The 14,440-nt window shown below is 60.3% G+C and carries 15 protein-coding genes; 7 read left to right on the forward strand and 8 right to left on the reverse strand.

The window, feature by feature from the left end; all coding sequences use genetic code 11:
* Positions 1 to 7: 7 nt before the first annotated feature.
* Positions 8 to 427 carry a DUF3597 domain-containing protein gene (locus M0412_RS19335; protein ID WP_269701666.1) on the forward strand — a complete coding sequence of 140 codons (420 nt, stop codon included), beginning with the start codon at positions 8 to 10 and terminating at the stop codon, positions 425 to 427.
* A gap of 22 nt (positions 428 to 449) precedes the next feature.
* The gene (locus M0412_RS19340) at positions 450 to 638 is read left to right on the forward strand and encodes a hypothetical protein (RefSeq protein ID WP_142842456.1); all 189 of its coding nucleotides are present in this window, start codon (positions 450 to 452) and stop codon (positions 636 to 638) included.
* Between the two features lie 81 nt (positions 639 to 719).
* On the opposite strand, the gene cydX is transcribed toward M0412_RS19340, so the two are convergent.
* From cydX to M0412_RS19375, 7 genes are all read right to left on the reverse strand, one after another.
* On the reverse strand, positions 720 to 842 hold the full coding sequence (cydX, locus tag M0412_RS19345) for a cytochrome bd-I oxidase subunit CydX (protein ID WP_045015706.1): 123 nt from the start codon (positions 840 to 842) through the stop codon (positions 720 to 722).
* Positions 843 to 864: 22 nt separating this feature from the next.
* The gene (cydB, locus tag M0412_RS19350; RefSeq protein WP_269701660.1) at positions 865 to 2,022 is read right to left on the reverse strand and encodes a cytochrome d ubiquinol oxidase subunit II; all 1,158 of its coding nucleotides are present in this window, start codon (positions 2,020 to 2,022) and stop codon (positions 865 to 867) included.
* Between the two features lie 6 nt (positions 2,023 to 2,028).
* On the reverse strand, positions 2,029 to 3,606 hold the full coding sequence (locus tag M0412_RS19355) for a cytochrome ubiquinol oxidase subunit I (RefSeq protein WP_142842458.1): 1,578 nt from the start codon (positions 3,604 to 3,606) through the stop codon (positions 2,029 to 2,031).
* Positions 3,607 to 3,672: 66 nt separating this feature from the next.
* A complete protein-coding gene (gene cydC, locus M0412_RS19360; protein WP_269701657.1) occupies positions 3,673 to 5,364 on the reverse strand; it encodes a thiol reductant ABC exporter subunit CydC in 1,692 nt (563 codons plus the stop codon).
* Positions 5,361 to 7,151: a thiol reductant ABC exporter subunit CydD gene (gene cydD / locus M0412_RS19365; RefSeq protein WP_269701796.1), complete on the reverse strand. Its 1,791-nt coding sequence runs from the start codon at positions 7,149 to 7,151 to the stop codon at positions 5,361 to 5,363. Before cydD ends, cydC begins: the two co-directional genes overlap by 4 nt.
* 17 nt (positions 7,152 to 7,168) lie before the next feature.
* Complete coding sequence (locus M0412_RS19370; RefSeq protein WP_269701655.1) at positions 7,169 to 7,747, reverse strand: GbsR/MarR family transcriptional regulator; 579 nt, start codon at positions 7,745 to 7,747, stop codon at positions 7,169 to 7,171.
* A 282-nt stretch (positions 7,748 to 8,029) separates the two neighbouring features.
* The gene (locus tag M0412_RS19375; protein ID WP_269701653.1) at positions 8,030 to 9,061 is read right to left on the reverse strand and encodes an L-idonate 5-dehydrogenase; all 1,032 of its coding nucleotides are present in this window, start codon (positions 9,059 to 9,061) and stop codon (positions 8,030 to 8,032) included.
* A gap of 218 nt (positions 9,062 to 9,279) precedes the next feature.
* On the opposite strand from M0412_RS19375, the gene M0412_RS19380 reads away from it, so the two are divergent.
* The 3 genes from M0412_RS19380 (at position 9,280) to M0412_RS19390 (ending at position 12,170) form a co-directional block, all read left to right on the forward strand.
* A complete protein-coding gene (locus M0412_RS19380) occupies positions 9,280 to 10,035 on the forward strand; it encodes an SDR family oxidoreductase (RefSeq protein WP_142842462.1) in 756 nt (251 codons plus the stop codon).
* 87 nt (positions 10,036 to 10,122) lie between these two features.
* Positions 10,123 to 11,016 (forward strand): NAD(P)-dependent oxidoreductase, encoded by an 894-nt coding sequence (locus M0412_RS19385; RefSeq protein WP_269701794.1) that lies wholly within the window; start codon positions 10,123 to 10,125, stop codon positions 11,014 to 11,016.
* A 158-nt stretch (positions 11,017 to 11,174) separates the two neighbouring features.
* Complete coding sequence (locus tag M0412_RS19390) at positions 11,175 to 12,170, forward strand: aldose 1-epimerase (RefSeq protein WP_269701650.1); 996 nt, start codon at positions 11,175 to 11,177, stop codon at positions 12,168 to 12,170.
* Between the two features lie 18 nt (positions 12,171 to 12,188).
* Here M0412_RS19390 and M0412_RS19395 read toward each other — a convergent pair whose 3' ends face one another.
* Complete coding sequence (locus M0412_RS19395) at positions 12,189 to 12,650, reverse strand: Lrp/AsnC family transcriptional regulator (RefSeq protein WP_142842464.1); 462 nt, start codon at positions 12,648 to 12,650, stop codon at positions 12,189 to 12,191.
* Positions 12,651 to 12,817: 167 nt separating this feature from the next.
* Here M0412_RS19395 and M0412_RS19400 point away from each other — a divergent pair, with 167 nt between their 5' ends.
* Complete coding sequence (locus M0412_RS19400) at positions 12,818 to 13,531, forward strand: aspartate/glutamate racemase family protein (protein ID WP_269701647.1); 714 nt, start codon at positions 12,818 to 12,820, stop codon at positions 13,529 to 13,531.
* Complete coding sequence (locus M0412_RS19405; protein ID WP_269701645.1) at positions 13,532 to 14,302, forward strand: class II glutamine amidotransferase; 771 nt, start codon at positions 13,532 to 13,534, stop codon at positions 14,300 to 14,302. It begins immediately after the preceding gene.
* Positions 14,303 to 14,440 lie beyond the last annotated feature (138 nt).

A 14,440-nucleotide genomic window follows, 5' to 3' on the forward strand; every position in this document is an offset into this window, starting at 1 on the left:
CACAAGAATGAGCTTTTTCGACAAGATCAAGAACGCGATTTTCGGCAAGGCCGAGGCCGCCCCGCAGACTTCGGCACCGGCCGGCACGCCAACGACTGCCGCAAGCCCGGCAGCACCCGCCCAGCCTGCTTCGGCGGCACCGACAGCCAGCGCTCCGGCATCCACCGGCAGCGTCGACGTCGCCTCCATTCTGGATGCGGCAGTCAAAAAGAACGGACAGAAGCTCGACTGGAAACACTCGATCGTCGACCTTCTGAAAGCTCTTGATCTGGATAGCAGCCTCAGCGCCAGAAAAGAGCTGGCGGGCGAACTGGGTTATACCGGTGATACCTCGGATTCGGCCACGATGAATATCTGGCTGCACAAGGCCGTCATCAAGAAACTCGCCGAAAACGGCGGCAAGGTTCCGGCCGACCTTTTGGATTGAACCGGTAAACGGGAGAGCCGCAATGGACGACTATTCCAGCCTGCGAGAACAAATCGGCCAGGATCTCGACACCCTGCACGGGACCGATAACCCGAAGTCGATTTTTGAAATCGCTGACGACTATCTCCTGGGAAATCCAAACCTCAAGAGAGCAATCGTCGAAGACATCATCAAGGAAGAAGCGGACAAGCGCGGCATCGCCATCCACTAAGGCCGCGCGATAGGCACGGCTGTTTTACGAGAGGGCGGCATCCGGACCGGATGCCGCCCTTTTATGTCTCATGCCGAAGCGTTATTTTTCCAGCTTAGCCTCAGCCTTTTTGGCGTTTTCTTCCATCAGCTCATACCACATGGCGTTCATGACGGCGAAGATGGCGGCGAGGGGCAGGCCGAGCAGCCAGGCGAAATACCACATGTTTGATCTCCTTCTCTCGATATCAATATGCGTGACCGCTGTCGTCGCGGATCGCCTTTTCATCCACCTTGCCCCACAAGACGCGATAGACCCATGAGGTGTAAGCGACGATGATCGGAACGAAGATGAGGGTGACGACCAGCATGTTGAACAGCGTCATATGGCTGGACGACGCATCCCAGACCGTCAGGCTCGACTTCGGATCGACCGAGGACGGCAGGATGAAGGGAAACATTGAAAGCCCAACGGTGGCGATGATGCCAAAAATGGCAAGCGAGCTGGCAAGCAGCGCCATCACTTCCCTGCGGCGCCTCAGCAATATGAAGGCGACCAGCGGGAAGGCCAGACCGAGCGCCGGTGCCAGCATCATCCATGGATGCGCCGCGTAATTGGAGAACCAGACGCCGGTTGCGACCTCAACCGTCTTTGCCAGAGGATTGGACGGCCCATCGGTCACGATTTTCGAGGTGAAACGATAACCATCGACACCAAGCCACAGCAGGATGCCACCGATTGCAAAAAGAACTGTGGTGGCAAGTGCCGCGATGCTGCCGAAACCGCGGGCGCGGGTCGCAACCGGACCGTCGGTTTTCAGCACCAGCCAGGCCGCGCCGTGCATCACCAGCATGGCGACGGAAACGAGGCCGCAGAGTAGAGCGTAGGGGTTCAGAAGCTCGAACAGCGTCGTGCCGTCGTAGAAGATCCTGAGGTCATCATTAAAATAGAACGGGACGCCCTGCAGCACATTGCCGATCGCCACGCCGAAGATCAGCGCCGGTACGAAGCCGCCGACGAACAGGGCCCAGTCCCAGCCGCTGCGCCATGCCGCACTTTCACGCTTGGAACGGTATTTGAAACCCACCGGACGCAGGATCAACGCGAACATGATGGCCGCCATCGCCAGGTAAAACCCTGAAAATGACACCGCATAGAGTGGCGGCCACGCGGCGAAGATCGCTCCGGCGCCGAGGATGAGCCAGACCTGATTGCCCTCCCAGACCGGGCCGATGGAGTTGATGACGACACGCCGCTCAATATCCGTCTTCGCGACGAAGGGCAGCAACGCGCCCGTGCCGAGATCGAAACCGCCGGTTACAGCGAAGCCGATGAGCAATACGCCAAGCAGCAGCCACCAGATAATGCGAAGGATTTCATAGTCGATGAGTTGGTGCAGGATCATGATCGTTTACTCCGCAGCGACGAGTTTTTCAGGAACGAGCGGCGCTTCCGGCTCATGGTCCGGATCAGGCCCCTTGCGGATCGCCTTCAGCATCAGCCCCATCTCGACGATGAACAGCACCGTGTAGATGGCGATGAAACACAGAAGCGTAATCAGAACCGTCGAGGCGCTAAGGCTCGAAACAGCCGCCGCCGTTGGCAGTACGCCCTCGATGATCCACGGTTGACGCCCGAACTCGGCCACAACCCAGCCCATTTCGGCGGCAATCCACGGCAGCGGAATGGCGAAGACGGCCACCTTCAGCAACAGCGGATAACGGTCCAGCCGCCGGCGGGCTGAAAGATAAAAGAAGGTCGCCGTCAAAACGATGAAGAACATGCCGAGACCGACCATGATACGGAAGGCCCAGAACAGGGTCGGCACATGCGGGATCGTATCAGCCGCCGCCTTGGCGATCTGCTCTTCTGTCGCCTGACGCGGATCGTCGACATAACGTTTGAGCAGCAGGGCATAACCAAGCTCGTGGCCGAGTTCGGCGAACGTGCCGTTCACCTCTTCCGGCAGTTGCGCGCCCTTGCCGCTGGCGCGTATCTGCATCAGCGCGTCATAGGCCTTGATGCCGTCGCGGATACGGGTCTTTGCCTGTTCCACCAGATCGTTGATGCCGGGGATTTCCGTATCGAGCGAACGGGTGCCGATAAGGCCCATCACCCAGGGGATCTTCACCGCGAAATGCGTCTCGCGCGCTTCCTGATTGGGGAAACCTATTGCCGTGAAGGGTGCCGGTGCCGGTTCCGTTTCCCACATGGCCTCGATGGAGGCGAGCTTCATCTTCTGGTGTTCGGTGGAGAGATAACCGCTTTCGTCACCCAGCACGACGACCGACAGCGCGGACGCCAGACCAAAGGAGGCGGCAACTGTCATCGACCGCTTGGCGAGATCGACGTGGCGCCCCTTCAGCACATACCAGGCGGAAACGCCGAGCACGAAGATGGAGGCCGTGACATAACCTGCGGAAACCGTGTGAACGAATTTCGCCTGTGCGACCGGGTTGAACAGGACCGCGGCGAAATCCGTCACTTCCATGCGCATGGTCTGCGGGTTGAAAGCCGAACCCGTCGGGTTCTGCATCCAGCCATTGGCGATCAATATCCACAGCGCCGAGAAGTTTGAGCCGATCGCCACGCACCATGTCGCAACGAGATGGCCGAGTTTCGACAGCTTGTCCCAGCCGAAAAAGAACAGGCCGACGAAGGTGGCTTCCAGAAAGAAGGCCATCATGCCCTCGATCGCCAGCGGAGCACCGAAAATATCACCGACATAGTGGCTGTAATAACTCCAGTTCATGCCGAACTGGAACTCCATGACGATGCCTGTTGAAACACCCAGCACGAAGTTGATGCCGAACAGCGTGCCCCAGAATTTCGTCATCTGCCGCCAGATCACCCGGCCGGTCATGACATAGACCGTTTCCATGATGGCGATGACCACCGACAGCCCGATCGTCAGGGGAACGAACAGAAAGTGATATAAAGCGGTAACCGCGAATTGCAGGCGCGACAGCGCCACGATGTCGAGTTCCATGGTTTTACCCCACCTTTATGGGAAGCCGGCCTTCTGTTACGAAATCACGCCAGCCCCGAAAAATACTCAGTCCCGGCGTAATGTTTGCAGCACTACGTCGTATTCCGGCGTCCCGCTTTGACATTCATCAAATTGGCGCCCGTCTTTCAGCACGATGATGCGGTCAGTGAATTCGGCCTCGCGGCGATTATGGGTGATCATCACGACAGTCTTGTCTTCGGCCCTCGCAAACAGCCGGCTGAGCACATCGCGGGCCGTCTCGCCGTCCAGTCCCTCGGTCACCTCGTCGAGAAGCCAGAGCGGTTTGTCGATGAGCAGGAAACGGGCAAGCGCCAGCCGGCGCGACTGGCCACCGGAGAGCCCCTGCCCCGCCTCGCCAAGCCTCGTCTCCAGCCCGGCGGGCAGGGTTTTGACGTGTTCGGCAAGGCCTGCGGCGTCAAGGACGTCCCACAATTCGCGCTCGGTCGCAGCGGGTTTCGCCAGCCTCAGATTATCGGCGATGCTGTCGCGGAAAAGCTGGCTCCGTTGTGTCATGAGCGAAGAGGGCAAGGCGCGGACAGTACCTGCCGATGGCTGCAATTCACCCGCCAGAAGCTGGATGAGGCTGGTCTTGCCCGCACCGCTCGGGCCGATGATCGCGACCTTTTCTCCAGCGGCAATGGCAAGGTTGATCTTGGTCAGGACCGGCTGGTCGTTGCCGTGCCGTTCCAGACGCACGCCTTCAAGCTCGGCAGCCACGCCGCTGGCGGGCAAAGCCGGACAACGGACCTCGGCCGGCACTGAAAGGCGCGGCGCGATGCGCCTTGCGGAAAACAATGTACGGCCGAGTTCCATCGCGCCGCGGCGCAACGCCGTGAAAGGCTCCAGCGCGGCAAAACAGACGAGCAACCCGAGCGCGGCGGCCGGCGCGCTGACCGTTCCCTGCTCCGCCAGCCAGGCCATGCCGAGCAGAGCCGCGCTCAGAAGGACCGCCGTTGCAAGCCCGAAGGAAAAACCGGCATTCGTTTCGATGCGGTTCAAGGCTTGGTCGCAGGAAAGCAGATAGTCATCGGCGCGCCTCACTGCCGCGACCTGCGCGGAAAGGCGACCTGCCGTGAGCAATTCCGTCTGCCCGTTGACGAGGTCCGCCGTGCGGGCACGCAAGGCTTCAAGCCCGATTGCCCGCCGGCGCGAGAATTTCTCTGCCCGCAGGGCGGAGCGCACCGAAATGCCGAGCCCTGCCGCAATGAGAAAGAACGCCGCCAGAATGCCCGCAAGCGGATTGAGGAAGGCAAGCCCTATGCCGGTTGCGACAGCCGCGAGGACCGCGACGGCGGCAGGCACCAGCACGCGCAGATAAAGCGAATCCAGCGCGTCGATATCCGCGGTCAACCGGTTCAGCAGGCGGGCGGGCCTCGCTTCCAGATTTTGCGCCGCCTGCGGCGCTGCAAAGCCGCGAAACAGCCTTTCGCGCAGCGCCGCGAGCACGGAGAGCGTCGCTTCATGGGTGGTCATGCGCTCGCCGTACCGGGCGGCGGTGCGCGACAGCGCCAGAAGACGAATGGCTGCCGAAGGCATAAAGACATCAAATGCATAGGCCGTTGCCGGAAGCAGACCGGCAATGGCAGTGGCGGTGATGAACCAGCCGGAAACACCGAGAAGGCCGATGCCCGCCAGCACCGTGGTTGCGGCCAGAACCGTGCCGGCGAGCAGCATGCCGCGACGCGCCGACCAGAACAGGGCAATGACAGGTTTCAATATGGCAAAACGCGCAATCATGACCGATCCCCCGAATGGATCGCCGCCATATCCACGACCCTGTCCATGCGCGCGGCCAGCACCGGATCATGGGTTGCGACGATCAACGTCCTGCCTTTTGCCAGCTGCAGCAGGTTTTCCGTAATGAGAGCGGCGGTTTCCCGGTCCAGATGCGCCGTCGGCTCGTCAGCCAGAACAAGGCGTGTCGCGGGATCGGCAACGGCGCGCGCAATGGCCAGTCGCACCGCTTCACCACCGGAAATGCCATGGCCGGCATCGCCGACAAGCAGATGTTGCCGGGCGGATGACAGTCTTTCGAGACCTGTCTGCTCAAGCGCTGTCTCGACCATATCCCGCGTAATGCCGGGGCGACCGAAATAGATATTTGCCTTAAGCGAACCGGCAAAAAAGAACGGTTTCTGGCCGATCCAGCCGATGGATGTTCGAATTGTATCAGCCGTCTTGTCATCAAGGGCGATGCCGCCGATTTTTATCGTGCCGCTTCCGGCCGAAGCCAGCCCGGCGATCAGCGACAGGACGGTGGATTTGCCGCAACCAGATGGCCCCAGAAGCGCTACCGTTTCGCCCGCCCGAATGCGGAGATTGAAATTGCGGAGCACGGGCTGTGAGGCTGGATAGGCAAAGGACAGATCGTCCATCTCCACCGTGCCGGGGGTGGGCAATGTTGCCAACGCCACATCCCTGCCCTCACCCGCAACGGTCGCACCGCCCTGCGTCAACTTGTCGAGCGCATCAAGTGCTGCTTCCCCCGCCGCCCGGTCGTGCCAGACCGAGGATAATTCCCGCAGCGGCTCGAAAAATGCCGGGGCCAGAAGCAGGATGAACAGCCCCTCGCCAAGTGTCAGCTTCTGCCCCCACGCGCCGAAATCAAGAAAACCGAGCAGATGGAAACCGACGTAAACGGCGGTCATGGCAACGCCGAGGGCGGCGAAAAGCTCCAGCACCGCCGAAGACAGAAAAGCGATCCTCAGAACCGCCATCGTCCGCGTCTTGAGGTTCTGCGCATCGGCGCTGAGGCGCCCGGCAGTCAGATCGACAGCTTCCAGTGCGCGGATCGTTTCCAGCCCGCGCAGGCGATCCAGCAGGAAAGCATTCATATTGCCGGTCTCGGCCAGCTGCTTTTCGCTCGCCGCCTTGGCCTGCCAGCCGATCAGCGCCATGAAAAGCGGGATGGTCGGCATGGAGAGGAGCAGCACCAGCGCCGCAATCCAGGTAAACGGCAGGATCACCAGCACAAAAACCAGGGGAACGATGGTCGCCCTCATCCGCGCCGGCTGGAAACGGGAAAGATAGGGCACCAGCGATTCCGCCGCCTCGGCCACGACACTTGCCGCCTCGCCGGAAGCCGTGCGCGACAGATCGAGCGGCGAGACCTTCGCCACGGCCTGAAGCGCTTCCAGCCGCCGCTGCGATAACGCCGCACGCGCAGCACGAAACGATAGTCTCGCGGCAGTTTTCTCCAGCCAAGCCTTCAGGAAACCCAGAATAAGAACCGCGACGGCCGCCGGCACGATTGCCATCATCGGCTCGCCATCAGCGATTTTTCCGACGGAAAAGGCCAGCAGGCCCGCCTGCGGCAACCAGAGCAGGGCCGCCAGAACATGCACCAGGGCGACGGATCTGCCCACCGCCGGTGCGCGCGTCGCCTTCACGGCAGTGTTGTCGCGGGTGGTCTTGCGGCTGGCAGTGCTGAAGAAGCGCCGCCTCGGCGTTTCAGGTGAGACCGAAACCGGCACAGGACAGTCTGCGCCATCGCTATCGGCCGACTGGCGGATTTGTGCGGACATGTTCATGACCGATCTCCTCACCTGTCCTTTTTCGCGCCGCGGGGTCTTGCAAGAGAGACGATCTTGTCCTTCGCCTCCAGCAGCTTCGTGACCTTTGAGCCGAGCGCCAGAAGGGAGGCCAGCCTCTCCGTCTCCAGCCGCTTCACATCGTCATACCAGCCGGTGAGCTGCTCGATCAGCGTCTTCATCTCATCGATGCGCTTTTGCGCATGCCGCTCATCTTCGTTCTCCGGCGTCTCCATCAGAATTTCGCGCAATACGCTCAGCGTGGGATCAATTTCGCGCTTCTTGCGCTCTTCGGCAAGGGTGCGGAGAATTTGCCAGACATCCTCCGGCGTCGTGAAAAAATCGCGCCTGTCGCCGGGAAAATGCTTGAGAATTGCAAGGTTCCACGCCTGAAGCTCCTTCAGGCTCATCGAGACATTGGAACGGGAAATGCCAAGCGCCTCAACAATCTCATCGGCGCAAAGCGGCTGCGGCGATATGTAAAGCAAAGCATAGACTTGGCCGACGGTGCGGTTGATGCCCCAGCGGCTGCCCATCTCGCCAAAATGCAGCACGAAGGACTGAACGAGTGGTGACAGGCTGGTCGGCATTTCTTTGTTTCCTGAATTTTCAGTAATTTCTGAAATTTCGATAACGCAAAAAATGACGGGCGGCAAATCACCTTTTTGACCTGCGTCAAAATGTGCAGCTCGACTGGCGATACGTCAGCAGATGCTGGGCCGGATAGGCCGGGAGAACCAGGAAATCTTTCGCAGATAATTTATGATACCGATAACATAGATGATGGTCTGCTAAGGCTGAAATCTCTCGATAAAAAACCGGCGGTGGAACTAGCCACCGCCGGTTAGGGTCGCACAAATATGCGGAAGCACTTAGGAAAAAGCGATCTGGACTTTCATCGCCCGACTGCGGTCGGAGGCGAATTCGAAGGCCGAGATGGCGTCATCGAGATCGACGGTCTGGGTGATGAATGGCTTGACGTCGATCAGGCCCTTGCGCATCAGCTCGACGCCGGTGGCGAATTCCTCGTGGAAGCGGAAGGAGCCGCGCAGATCGAGTTCCTTGGCGGTAATCGCCATCATCGGCAGGCTCATATCGCCACCCAGCCCGAGCTGGACGATGATGCCGCGCGGCCGGAGTGCCGCGATGCCGCCGGCAAGCGCCACGGCAGCGCCAGAGCATTCATAGAGAACGTCGAAAGTACCCTTGTTCGCGCCATAAGCGGCAAGCGCATCGGGCTCATCCTTACTGTTGATGACACGATCCGCACCCGCTTCGCGCGCCTTGGCGAGTGTGAAATCGGAAAGGTCGGTCGCGACGATTTCGGCAGCACCCGCCCGGCGGGCAGCGAGGATGGAGAGAATGCCGATGGGGCCGCAGCCCGTCACCAAAACGCGTTTTCCCAGCAAATCACCGGCGCGGCGGGTGGCATGCAGCGTCACCGCCAGCGGTTCCGCCATGGCCGCCTCACCGGCGCCCAGGCCGTCAGCCGGCACGCATTGCAGGGCATCCGCCACCAGAACCTCGCGGAAAGCACCCTGAATATGCGGGAAAGGCATGGCGCTGCCATAAAAGCGCATATTGAGGCACTGGTTGTGCAGGCCTTCCTGACAAAAACGGCAGGTGCGGCACGGGCGGGACGGCGAAACTGCCACAAGACCACCGACCTTCAGGCCTTCAACGCCTTCACCGAGCTCCTCGATAACGGCGGAGACTTCATGGCCGAGCACCATGGGTTCGCGAAGCCGTATCGCGCCAAAACCACCATGGTTGTAATAGTGCAGATCGCTGCCGCAAATTCCGCCCCGGGCCAGACGAAGCCGCACTTCTCCCGGCCCCGGCGCTTCCTCCGGCCGCTCCTCAATGCGCACATCCTTTGCCCCGTGGGCGACAATCGCTCTCATCAACAACTCCCGTTCAACCGCGCGCCACTGCGGCGCGTAAAAATTTCCGCATCCAGATCGCGGCCACAAGACCACATTTAGCCGCCCTGCGGCCTCCTCCCGCGCCGGATCCGTACCGAAACCGGGCGTTTAAGCCTTGACATCCACACCTGAAAGGGATGAATGTTATCGATAACATAAACCTGCACAAATGCAATGTCGAGAGACTGGAGGAAACAGTGGGCCTTAATTTGTTCGATCTTTCCGGCCGCCGCGCCCTGATCACGGGTTCGTCCCAGGGCATCGGCTTCGCGCTGGCGCAAGGGCTTGCGGAAGCCGGCGCGGAAGTGGTGCTGAACGGGCGTGACGAAGCCAAGCTGAAAGCTGCCGCAGCCGGCATAAAGGGCGCCAGAACGCTTGCCTTCGACGCCACAGACCACGGTGCAGTGCGCGAGGCCATAGACCGTTTCGAAGCCGAAGTCGGCCCCATCGATATTCTGGTCAACAATGCCGGCATGCAGCACCGCACGCCGCTCGAGGATTTTCCCGCGGACGCCTTCGAGCGTCTTTTGCAGACCAACATTGCCTCGGTGTTCCACGCCGGACAGGCGGCAGCACGCCACATGATTTCCCGTGGACGCGGCAAGATCATCAACATCGCCAGCGTTCAGACCGCTCTTGCCCGCCCCGGCATCGCGCCCTACACCGCAACCAAGGGTGCCGTCGGCAATCTGACGAAAGGCATGGCGACGGACTGGGCGAAATACGGCCTGCAATGCAATGCCATCGCGCCGGGCTATTTCGACACGCCGCTCAATGCGGCACTGGTCGCAGACGAGACCTTTTCCGCATGGCTTGAAAAGCGCACGCCCGCCGGTCGCTGGGGCAAGGTCGAAGAGCTTGTCGGCGCCTGCATTTTCCTGTCATCCGACGCCTCGTCCTTCGTGAACGGCCATATTCTTTACGTCGATGGCGGCATCACCGCCTCGCTTTAAAAACATCATTCCGGATGGCGGGCAGCAGCCGCCATCCGGCATGGGACCGACGACACCACGACACTTTGGGAGGAGGCCGTGAACACCATGACCGAGAAGAACAAAGTCGCCCTGATCGGCGCAGGCGCCATGGGCGGAGCGATCGGCACACGGTTGATCGAAACAGGCAATCAACTGACGGTTTTTGATCTGGATGCGGAGAAGGTGGCGGCGCTGACCAGCCTCGGTGCGCAAAGCGCCGGCACCGCGGCGGAAGCTGCATCCGTCTCCGATGTCGTGATCCTCAGCCTCAACTCGCCAAAGATCGTCCGTATCGCCGTTTTCGGCAAGGATGGCGTGGCGGCGGGCGCAAAGCCCGGCACGCTGATCATCGACATGTCCTCCATCGACCCGGAGGCGACAAAGGAACTGGCGGCCGAAGCCGCAAAAAAGGGGCTGCGCTGGGTGGATAGTCCCCTCTCCGGCGGCGCTCCAAAGGCGCTTATAGGGCAGTTGACGCTGATGGCAGGTGGCAGCGACAGGGACGTCGCCGACGCCCATCGCGTGCTGCAGCATGTGGCCAGCAATTTTACCCATATGGGACCCTGCGGCGCAGGCCAGACGACCAAGCTCATCAACCAGGTTCTCTGCGGCCTGAACTTCCTGGCCGTGGCGGAAGCAACGCAGCTTGCGCTCGATGCCGGCGTCGATGCCGCCAAGATACCGCAGGCGCTGAAGGGCGGCCGGGCCGATAGCGCCATCCTGCAGGAATATATGCCGCGTTATGTGGCCAAGGACTATCGCCGCACCGGTCGCATCGACAATATGGTGAAAGACCTGAACGGCGCGCAGGATCTGGCCCGACGCACCAACACGGCCATGCCCTTGACGGCACTTTGCACCGAGGTGCACCGCATGCTGACTGCGGCGGGACTGGGCGGTGAGGATCAGGCCGCGCTGATGGAATTTTTCAGAGGCGCGAAACGAACCTTCCCGGACTGAGTTCCGTCATAGGGGAAACAAACCTCGACGTAACGGAGGTCGTTCTTGCTGCGACCTCTTCCAGCCATTGCGAAATATCGGCACAGCGAAGATGATCTGCGAATCGGGACAGTCGTCCCGATGATCGCAAACATATGCATACAGAGGACAATTTCCCGATGACCACCTCCGCGACAGGCACGGGGATTGCCGCTGTTACCGTTTCCGGCAAAGGCTTCAGCGCCGAGATCGCTTATGAGGGCGCTACGCTTTTGAGTTGGCGGCCGCGGCCTGCCGACGGTGACGACAGCGATGGCGATGGCGAAAACCTTGTCGACGGCTATTTGACGCCGGCGGAGATGCAATCACAGAACGGTGTGAGAAACGGCATTCTTGCGCCCTTCACCAACCGCATTCCCAACGGCCGCTATGAGTTCGGCGGGGAGATGCACCACATCAAGCCGGTTCTTGCCCACGAGGCCCTCGTCTTCCACGGATTTGCCAGAGCCCTGCCCTTTGCTCTCGAACAATCTTTCGAGGAGGATGGGGCCCATGTCCTCATCTTCCGCGCCGAGATATCCCCGACCGATTTCAGCGGCTATCCCTATCGGCTTGCCATCGAGGTGGAATATCGCTTTACCGACCATGCGGTTAGTATCGATATACGTGGCATCAATCACGGCGATCGGCCTTTGCCCTTCGCAGCCGGCTGGCATCCCTATTTCCGCCTGCCTGGCATCGCGTCCATCGACGATCTCCTTCTCACCCTTCCTTCGCGAACGGCGATCGAAACGGACGATGATTTGATTCCCCTGCGCGATTCACGGACAGGAATAGTCAAACGGGACGATACTCGTTTTCTCTATGCGCCGGTGGCAGGCCATGTGCTGGATGTTTGCTTCACCGACCTGATCGCATCCGAAAACGGGCTTTACGAGACCCGGATCGAAAACCGGCACGATGGTTCGAGCCTCACGGTGTGGCAGGAGCGTGGCCACATGCATGTCTTTACCGGCGATACGCTGGCCCGTGACAGGCGAAAATCCATCGCGCTCGAGCCGGTGGAGATGCCCACCAATGCCTTCAACCAGCCGGAGCTGGCGGCAGCAGTGACACTTCAACCGGGCGAGACCTGCAGTTTCCGTTTCGGCGTCCGCTTCGAGGCGGCGCGCTGATAAGGCACCAATGATCTCTCAGATATGCGTTGTCGGTAGGGAAGACGACAGCTTCACCGTCTCCATGGAGATATAGGCGGACATATCGTAGAGCTGAACGCGGCGCAGGATCTGTTTGTAGACCGTGTCGTAATATTCGACATTCGGCAGCACCAGCTTCAGAATATAATCGAAATTGCCAGTCAGCCGGTGAACCTCGACGATTTCAGGTATGGTGCTGACGGCGGCATGGAACTGGTCCAGCCAGTCTTCAGCATGCAGGCCGGTTCTCACCAGCAGGAAAACCGTGGTCGGCAGGTTGATCTTTCGCCGGTCGAGCAGCGCCATCGTGCCCGTCACATAACCTTCCGCACGCAGGCGCGTGACGCGCCGCGAGCAGGCGGATAACGACAACGACACCTCCTCCGCTATATCGGCAAGCGGCGTTTCGGCATTTTCCTGGAGAATCGCAAGGATTCGGCGATCACGGTCATCAATCATCGCCAAAGAATGCACTGGTTAACGCAACAGCGCAAGAAATTTGCACACCAAACCTATCAGACGCCTTCTATTTGCATGCGCGCATTTAAATCTCTAAAAAAACGCATGCCGTTTTCGTCCTTGCAATGGCATTCTTGTCTTCAATCAAACTTGATAAGGGAACTCTTATGAAACGCATCGGTCTGATCGGCGGCATGAGCTGGGAATCCACCGCAACCTATTACCGCATGATCAACGAGGCCGTGCGCGATAGCCGCGGCGGGCTGGTCTCGGCCGATATCGTCATGCATTCGCTCGATTTTTCCGAAGTCGTCGCCCTGCAGAAGGCCGATCGCTGGGATGAGGCCGGTGCGCTGTTGGGCGCTGCCGGTGCGCGCCTTGCCAATGCCGGCGCCGATTGTGTGCTGATCTGCACCAACACCATGCACCTCGTCGCAGAAACCGTTGAGAAGATGTCGGGCGTCGCCCTCATCGACATTATCGACGAAACCGCTGCAGCCCTGAAGGCCGATGGCCGCCGCAAGCCGCTGCTGCTCGCCACCCGCTACACGATGGAACATGGTTTCTACACCGACCGCATGCGCCGCCACGGTGTTGATGTGGTTGTGCCCGATGCGGAAGACCGGACTGCGATCCACGACATCATCTTCGGCGAACTCTGCCAGGGCGAGATCAAGTCCTGCTCGCGCGAGCGTTATCTCGCGGTCATCGAGAAGGCTCGTGCACTGGGTGTCGATTCCGTCATTCTCGGCTGCACTGAAATTTCGCTGCTGATCAACCCCGACGCTTTGCCGCTACCGGGTTATGATTCGACCGCCATTCACGCGAAGGCCGCCGTCGGTTTCGCGCTCGGAAACAAGGCCTTCAATAGAGCCGCATGAATGTGTCGCCTCTTTGCCTATTCCGGTAAACCGGTCTGGCTCGACAGTCTGCTGATCGAGCCGGAAGCATCGCTGGTCAGCCAGTCCATGGCCGCACGGGAAGCAAAGACCGTCGTTAATGGCGATGGTTGCGGCCTTGGGTGGTATGGCGAGCGCGGCACCCCCGGCGTGTTTCGCGATACCAGACCCGCCTGGTCCGACGCCAATCTGGCCGCACTTTGCCATCAGCTCCGCTCGGGCATGTTCATGGCTCATGTCCGCTCCGCGACGTCAGGCGAGGTTTCCCGCGCCAATTGCCACCCCTTTGCCCATGGGCAATATCTGTTCATGCATAACGGCCAGATCGGCGGTTACGAACAGATAAGGCGCGACATCGATTCTCTCATACCCGACGATATCTATGCGTCGCGACGCGGCACCGGCGACAGCGAAGCGATCTTCCTGATCGCCGCCGGCCACGGCCTTGTCGCAGACCCCATCCGCGCCATTTCCACCGCCCTGCGCCTCTGTCAGGAAAAGATGCTCGCTGCCGGCGTTTCCTCAGCGCTGCGGTTCAGTGCCGTGCTGATGGATGGTGATTGCCTGCATGCTTTCCGCTGGTCCAGCGATGACAAGCCACCGACGCTTTACTGGCGTGGGCTGGATGAGGGAATTGCACTGAGTTCGGAACCCTTTTCCTTCGATTGCACCCCGTGGTGCGCTGTTCCGCCGAATACGCGCGTGACGATCCGCGCCGGCGAGATGACGACGGAACCTTTTTTCCCGACGTAAATATCGGTTTTTGCAACGATCTGGGCCTTTTTTCCGCGCTCACCACCCAGAGCGGGAGCGGTCACGACGCCGCCTCGTTTATTTTCATTGAATTTTCCAGGCCGCGAAGGCTAGTGTGTGATCCGATAGACCGAAACA

This window comes from Agrobacterium sp. O3.4 (genome assembly GCF_041414895.1).
Lineage (GTDB): Bacteria > Pseudomonadota > Alphaproteobacteria > Rhizobiales > Rhizobiaceae > Agrobacterium > Agrobacterium cucumeris.